1 protein-coding gene is annotated in these 358 nt (G+C 63.7%); it reads left to right on the top strand.

Features of this window, described 5'->3' with window-relative positions; translation table 11 throughout:
* Nucleotides 1-14 precede the first annotated feature (14 nt).
* On the top strand, nucleotides 15-358 hold a 344-nt coding region (locus FLQ44_RS21270; RefSeq protein WP_240801369.1), incomplete at its 3' end, for an ABC transporter permease.

Below are 358 nucleotides of genomic sequence, written 5' to 3'. Positions count from 1 at the left end.
AGCACCCGCTGTGGATGCTGTTCTTCCTGGTCATGACGGCCGCCAGCTTCTCGCTGTTCGGCTTCCTGATCGGCCTGTGGGCGAACGACTGGCAGAAGCTGCAGGTGATCCCTCTGATGGTGATGACCCCGCTGACCTTTCTTGGCGGCGCCTTCTACTCGATCAGCATGCTGCCGCCGTTCTGGCAGACCGTGTCCCTGTTCAACCCCGTCGTCTACCTGATCTCCGGCATGCGCTGGGCCTTCTACGGCCAGTCCGACGTGGCCCCCATGCTCTCGGCCGCGATGATCGGCCTGTTCTTCCTCGTCTGCCTGGTGGCTGTGACCTACATCTTCCGCAGCGGGTGGCGGCTGCGGAG

The sequence above is a fragment of the Vogesella mureinivorans genome, from assembly GCF_007644035.1.
In the GTDB taxonomy this organism is placed as follows: domain Bacteria; phylum Pseudomonadota; class Gammaproteobacteria; order Burkholderiales; family Chromobacteriaceae; genus Vogesella; species Vogesella mureinivorans.
This window is presented reverse-complemented; position numbering and strand designations above follow the sequence as displayed.